The sequence below is a fragment of the Neisseria sp. N95_16 genome (assembly GCF_002551535.2).
Classification (GTDB): Bacteria; Pseudomonadota; Gammaproteobacteria; order Burkholderiales; family Neisseriaceae; genus Neisseria; species Neisseria brasiliensis.
Genome location: NZ_PDBT02000102.1, coordinates 1 through 6,132 on the forward strand (window position 1 = coordinate 1; position 6,132 = coordinate 6,132).

Annotated in this window: 5 protein-coding genes; 2 read left to right on the forward strand and 3 right to left on the reverse strand. The window is 52.2% G+C overall.

What is annotated here, in order from left to right; all coding sequences use genetic code 11:
- Positions 1–272: 272 nt before the first annotated feature.
- Complete coding sequence (locus tag CRG49_RS11930; RefSeq protein ID WP_095503721.1) at positions 273–1,802, forward strand: helicase HerA-like domain-containing protein; 1,530 nt, start codon at positions 273–275, stop codon at positions 1,800–1,802.
- A gap of 262 nt (positions 1,803–2,064) precedes the next feature.
- Here the strand turns inward: CRG49_RS11930 and CRG49_RS11935 are convergent, their stop codons facing one another.
- A complete protein-coding gene (locus tag CRG49_RS11935; RefSeq protein WP_095503722.1) occupies positions 2,065–2,625 on the reverse strand; it encodes a cysteine hydrolase family protein in 561 nt (186 codons plus the stop codon).
- Positions 2,626–2,811: 186 nt separating this feature from the next.
- The gene (parE, locus tag CRG49_RS11940; protein WP_095503723.1) at positions 2,812–4,791 is read right to left on the reverse strand and encodes a DNA topoisomerase IV subunit B; all 1,980 of its coding nucleotides are present in this window, start codon (positions 4,789–4,791) and stop codon (positions 2,812–2,814) included.
- Positions 4,792–5,021: 230 nt separating this feature from the next.
- Here parE and CRG49_RS11945 point away from each other — a divergent pair, with 230 nt between their 5' ends.
- A complete protein-coding gene (locus CRG49_RS11945) occupies positions 5,022–5,276 on the forward strand; it encodes a hypothetical protein (protein ID WP_195690032.1) in 255 nt (84 codons plus the stop codon).
- A gap of 145 nt (positions 5,277–5,421) precedes the next feature.
- On the opposite strand, the gene CRG49_RS11950 is transcribed toward CRG49_RS11945, so the two are convergent.
- Positions 5,422–5,946 carry an RNA pyrophosphohydrolase gene (locus CRG49_RS11950; protein WP_095503725.1) on the reverse strand — a complete coding sequence of 175 codons (525 nt, stop codon included), beginning with the start codon at positions 5,944–5,946 and terminating at the stop codon, positions 5,422–5,424.
- Between the last annotated feature and the right edge of the window lie 186 nt (positions 5,947–6,132).

The following is a 6,132-nucleotide window of genomic DNA, read 5'->3' on the forward strand; positions in this document are numbered from 1 at the left end:
CCGCCGACCGAGAAAGACATTGGACTATGAGACACCGGGTGATCTGTTTTCAGCAGCCCTTGCCAATGGCATTTGAGCGTTGCACTTGAAATGCGAATGTAAGACCGTCTGAAAACTGGGTGATATTCAAAACCGTGTTTCAGACGGCCTGTTCCTATTGCCTTAAAGGCCGTCTGAAAAATCCAACACCCGCGCCAATGTCATTGCACCCTGCTTCATTTCATAAGAAAATAAGCGTTTACCTGATTATCCGAATCCGAGAGGAAAACTGCATGACCACCTTCCCTATCGCCCGCGTCGGCGACGTCTCTCTTGAAATTCAAGGCAAAATGGCCAACCGCCACGGCCTGATTGCCGGCGCGACCGGTACCGGTAAAACCGTGACCCTGCGCCGCATGGCCGAAGCCTTTAGTAACCAAGGCGTACCGGTGTTTTTGGTAGACGTTAAAGGCGACTTATCCGGCATTTCACAAGCCGGTGCCGCCAGCGGCAAGGTGGGTGAACGCATTGCCGAATTTGGGCTGGGCGATGAGTGGCTGCAAAATTTCCCCGTGCGCTTTTGGGACGTATTCGGCGAAACCGGTATTCCCGTGCGAGTGACCGTATCTGAAATGGGCCCGATGCTGCTGGCACGTTTGATGAACTTGAACGACACCCAAGAAGGCTTGCTGAATTTGGTATTCAAAGTGGCCGACGATCGCGGCTGGCACATTTTGGATTTAAAAGATCTGCGCAGTATGTTGAAACACGTTTCCGATAATGCCGCCGAATACCGCACCCAATACGGCAACGTCTCCGCCGCCAGTATCGGCGCGATTCAACGCCAACTGTTGACCTTGGAAAACGAAGGTGCCAATGATTTCTTTGGCGAGCCGGCGCTGAATTTGGAAGACTGGATGCAGTCTGAAAACGGCAAAGGCGTGATTAACATCTTGAATTCGGAAAGACTGATGCGCTCGCCGCGCATGTACAGCGCATTTTTGCTGTGGATGCTGGCCGAATTATTTGAAATGCTGCCCGAAGTCGGCGACCCAGAAAAACCAAAATTTGTGATGTTCTTCGACGAAGCGCATTTGATGTTCGACAACGCCGCGACCGCATTGGTGGAACAAGTCGAACAAGTGGTGCGCCTGATTCGCTCCAAAGGCGTAGGCGTGTATTTCGTGACGCAAAACCCGCTCGATTTGCCGGATACCATTCTCGGTCAATTGGGTAACCGCGTGCAACACGCGCTGCGTGCCTTTACACCACGCGACCAAAAAGCCGTGCGCGCTGCTGCCGAAACCTTCCGCAGCAATCCGAACATCAAAGTTGCCGAAGCTATCGCCGAACTGGGCGTGGGTGAAGCCTTGGTGTCCTTCTTAGATGAAAAAGGCATGCCGGCACCGGTGGAACGCGCTTATGTCTTGCCGCCGCAATCCGCGCTGACCCCGCTATCCAAAGAAGAACGCGATGCCTTGTATCAACGCGACGATCTGTATCCAACCTATAAAGACATGATCGATAACTACTCTGCTTTTGAAGCCTTGGCCGAACTCGGCAGCGAGCAAGCCGCGGCCAAACAAGCGGAAGAAGCTGCCAAAGCGCAGGTGCAAGCCGAAAAAGAAGCGGCCAAAGCCCAAGCCAACCAAGACCCGGGCTTACTCGGCGGCTTTATCGGCGGATTGACTGGTGGCCGTAAAAAACCCGGCCAAGGTGTAGGCTACAACGTAGCCGATGCCGTCGGCAGCCAAATCAATCGCCAAGTGACCAACGCCATTTCACGCAGCGTGATGGGCATTATTAAAAATCTGTTGAAATAATCAGTGAAAACAAAGGCCGTCTGAAATGTTCAGACGGCCTTGATTTTTGTAAAACTCTTTCAAAAGCGAATACACACCAAACCGCCGTCATTCCCGCGCAGTCGGGAATCCATTTTTCAGTATAGCAAGCTTTTGAATAAAATAGGTTTCTTAGATGCCGCGATGAATTCCCGCCTGCGCGGGAATGACGACTTTAAGGTTTTTATTGGTGATTCTTGAGGTTTTACAAAGGTTTCGGCCTTTTTTTATATCAAACCAATCATCAAACCAATTTTGCCAAATTATCCGCAGTATCCACATTGGCATAAGCAAACGCCAATGCCGACATATACGCCGCGTGCACATCGGCCGCAGCCACGGTTTTGCCGCCAAATTCCAAATCGCGTGTCGCGCACGCATCATGGGCAACATGGCATTGGTAGCCCAAATCAGCCGCCGCACGGGTAGCCGCATCGATACACATGTGGCTCATCGCGCCGATAATCAGCAAGCGTTCAATGCCCTGCGCCTGCAATTGCGCGTGTAAATCGGTGGTACCGCGAAAACTGTTGATTTCATGTTTGGTGATGACTGCTTCACTTGCTTGCGGTTCAAATAAAGGATGGAACTGCACGCCATCGCTGTTTTCCGCAAAAAACGGTGCATTCTCGCCGGCAAACACATGGCGCACATGGAACACGGGCAAGTTTTTGTTGCGAAACACCTGCAACAATTTCGCGCCCTGCTCCGCCGCAGCTTCGGTGCCAACCAAAGGAAATTTGGCGCCCTCAAAGCTTGGGAAATAATCGTTTTGGAAATCGACAATCAATAATGCAGTTTTCATGTTACAGCTCCTTGCGGTGTAAAAGATGGGAATCAAAACCGCAGTCTAGCCGTAATTGGATGGTGTTAATAGTGTGTTTTAAATCAAAAAACAAAAGAATCGGGTCAAAAATAACCCGATTCTTTTGTTTAGGCCGTCTGAAAAAGATAACTTGATTTCAGACGGCCTCCATTACAATCCACTCAATCAAATATCCACTTCCGCCGTATCGCCTTCTGCCTCCATCCACGCGCGGCGGCTGGCGGCTTCGCCTTTGCCCATCAGCTTCACGAAAATATCGTAGGTCTCCTCGCTGCTGCCTTCGGGAATCTGCACTTGCAACAGTCGGCGGGTGTCGGGGTGCATGGTGGTGTCTTTGAGCTGGTCGGGATTCATCTCACCCAAGCCTTTGAAGCGGCTGATAGAATAGGCGGTTTCTTTTACGCCTTCTTTTTGCAGGCGCTCTAAAATGCCGTCGAGTTCGGCCTGGTCGAGCGCGTAGAATTTACGGGCGGGTTTGGATTTGCCTTGCGCGTTCACATCCACGCGGAACAACGGCGGCTGGGCAACATAAATATGGCCGTCTGAAACCAGTTTCGGGAAATGACGGTAAAACAGGGTCAGCAGCAACACTTGAATATGCGAACCGTCCACATCGGCATCAGACAAAATGGCGATTTTGCCGTAGCGCAAGCCGCTTAAATCTGGGTTGTCATTCACGCCGTGCGGATCGACACCGATGGCCACGGAAATATCGTGGATTTCCGCATTGCCGAACAGTTGGTCGGGATGCACTTCAAAACTATTCAATACCTTACCGCGCAAAGGCAAAATGGCTTGGGTGGCTTTGTCGCGCGCCAGTTTGGCCGAACCGCCGGCCGAGTCGCCCTCAACCAAAAACAGCTCGTTTTCGCGCACGTCTTCGCTTTCGCAGTCGGTGAGTTTGCCCGGCAACACAGCCACGCCACTGCCTTTTTTCTTCTCGATTTTTTTCACCGAGCGCATACGCGCCTGCGCCTGTTTGATCGCCAATTCGGCGATTTTTTTACCGGCTTCGACATTCTGATTCAGCCACAATTCCAACGGGTCGCCCGATACGGCGGCCACCAGCTTCAGCGCATCGCGGTTGGTGAGTTTGTCTTTGGTTTGGCCTTGAAATTGCGGGTCGAGCACGCGCGCGCTCAAGACAAAGGCGACTTTGTTGAACACGTCATCGCTTTGCACTTTCACGCCGCGCGGCAATAAATTGTGCAGCGTGATGAAGTTGTTGACGGCGTTGAACACGGCTTGCTTCAAACCGGCTTCGTGTGTGCCGCCGAGCGGTGTCGGAATCAGGTTGACATAGCTTTCATTGGTGCACGTGCCTTCTTCCAGCCAAGTCAGCGCAAAAGCCGCCCCCTCGCCCACAGCAAAATCGCTGTCGTGGCCGTCTGAAATATAGTTTTCGCTGGCAAACAGCGGCACGGCTTCCTGTGCTTCGCTGATTAAATCCATCAAATAGCTTTTCAGGCCGTTGGGGTAATGCCATGTTTGCGTTTGCGGCTCGCTTTCGTCTTTTACCGGACGCGTCAGCGACACGGTCACGCCCGGCAGCAACACGGCTTTGGCGCGCAACAGGCGTTCTAATTCGGGAATGCTGTATTGCGGTGATTCAAAATATTTGCCGTCCGGCCACACACGCACTTCGGTGCCCGAATCTTTCACCGCACATTTGCCAATTTCGCTTAAGGGTTCAATCACATCACCGCCGGCAAACACGATGCGGTGGATTTTGCCTTCACGCTTAACGGTGACTTCCAAGCGTTTCGACAGCGCATTGGTCACCGACACACCCACGCCGTGCAGGCCGCCTGAAAAAGCATAAGCACCGCCGTCTTTTTTATTGAACTTGCCGCCCGCGTGCAATTGGGTAAACACCAGCTCCACCACCGGCAGACCTTCCACCGGATGCATACCGGTCGGAATACCACGGCCATTGTCGCGCACAGACAAAGAACCGTCGTCGTGTATCGTCACGCTGATTTCGCTGGCGAAACCGCCCAAGGCTTCATCGGCAGCATTGTCGATGACTTCTTGACAGATATGGGTCGGGCTGTCGGTGCGGGTGTACATGCCCGGACGCTCTTTCACCGGCTCCAAGCCTTTTAAGACGGTAATACTGGATTCGGAATAGTGTTTTTGAGTCATGATGTTTTTCTAAAGCAATGCATTCAGACAGGCCGTCTGAAAATGTGTTCGGTAAAGATTCGGTAATGCGGCAACGGCAAAAGCGGGATTTTAACATGTTTCGCCGCTTTCAGACGGCCATCGCACCGATTATGCCCGCCGCCTGAACAAAGATTAACCCGCAGCCGTATTTACCCGCAGGCGGATTGATTATAGACTGAAACCATTAATCATTTATAAAAAGGATGAAGATGAAAAAGTCATTATTAGCCTTGGCCTTATCCGGGCTGCTGTTGGCTGCGTGCGGCGGCGATAACGACCGTGAACGCGACGACGAGCGCAACGACACACGCTTCGAGCAATCCGACCGAGACCGAGACCGCGACAGCGATGACGATCGTGACGACCGCGATCGTGATGATGATCGCGATGACCGTGATGACGACCGTGAGCGCGATGAACGTGACGATAGAGATGACGACGACCGCGACGATGATCGCCGCTAAGGGGCTGATCCTTAGGCTAATACAACAGAGCAGATGCCGTCTGAAACAGCTTCAGACGGCATCTGCTCTTTTTGTTTGTGATGATGGCTTGAGTTTAACTATTTAGAAAACACGCATACATTCAGACGACCCAAAAGTGCTTACCTTACTTCTCTTTTTGCTGCTGAATACGCTGGGCAAATTCGCCATAAGTTTCCACGCTGCGCACAAAGCGCGATAATTCCGTGAGCGCACCCAAATACACATCGCGTTTGAAATCAATCACTTCATCTACCGGCGCCCAATAATCGTGCCAACGCCAGCCGTCAAACTCGGGATGGTGCGTGGCGCGCAGGTTGACATCGCTCTCACGGCCGACCAAGCGCAGCAAATACCAAATCTGCTTCTGACCGCGGTATGAACCGCGCCATTCACGGCGCACCCAGTGCGTCGGCACATCGTAACGCAGCCAGTCGCGCGTGCGGCCTAAAATTTTCACGTGTTGCGGCAACAGGCCCACTTCTTCCAGCAATTCGCGGTACATCGCCGTTTCTGGACTTTCGCCCGGCTTGATGCCGCCTTGCGGAAACTGCCACGAATGCTCGCGCACACGCTTGCCCCAAAATACTTGATTCTTATCGTTCGTAAGGATAATACCGACATTGGGGCGATAGCCTTCTCTGTCTAACACGGTCTCGCCCTTTAAAAATTTAATCTGCCGATTTTCCCACAAATCATACGGTTTTGACAAATCAACACAACATTTCTGAGGCCCTTACATTCGCATTTCAAGTGCAACGCTCAAATGCCATTGGCAAGGGCTGCTGAAAACAGATCACCCGGTGTCTCATAGTCCAATGTCTTTCTCGGTCGGCGG

Bases quoted from the DNA above. Each gene is read 5' to 3' on its own strand.
- CRG49_RS11945 (WP_195690032.1), top strand. From the start codon at position 5,022: ATGAAAAAGTCATTATTAGCCTTGGCCTTATCCGGGCTGCTGTTGGCT.
- parE (WP_095503723.1), bottom strand. From the start codon at position 4,791: ATGACTCAAAAACACTATTCCGAATCCAGTATTACCGTCTTAAAAGGC.
- CRG49_RS11935 (WP_095503722.1), bottom strand. From the start codon at position 2,625: ATGAAAACTGCATTATTGATTGTCGATTTCCAAAACGATTATTTCCCA.
- CRG49_RS11930 (WP_095503721.1), top strand. From the start codon at position 273: ATGACCACCTTCCCTATCGCCCGCGTCGGCGACGTCTCTCTTGAAATT.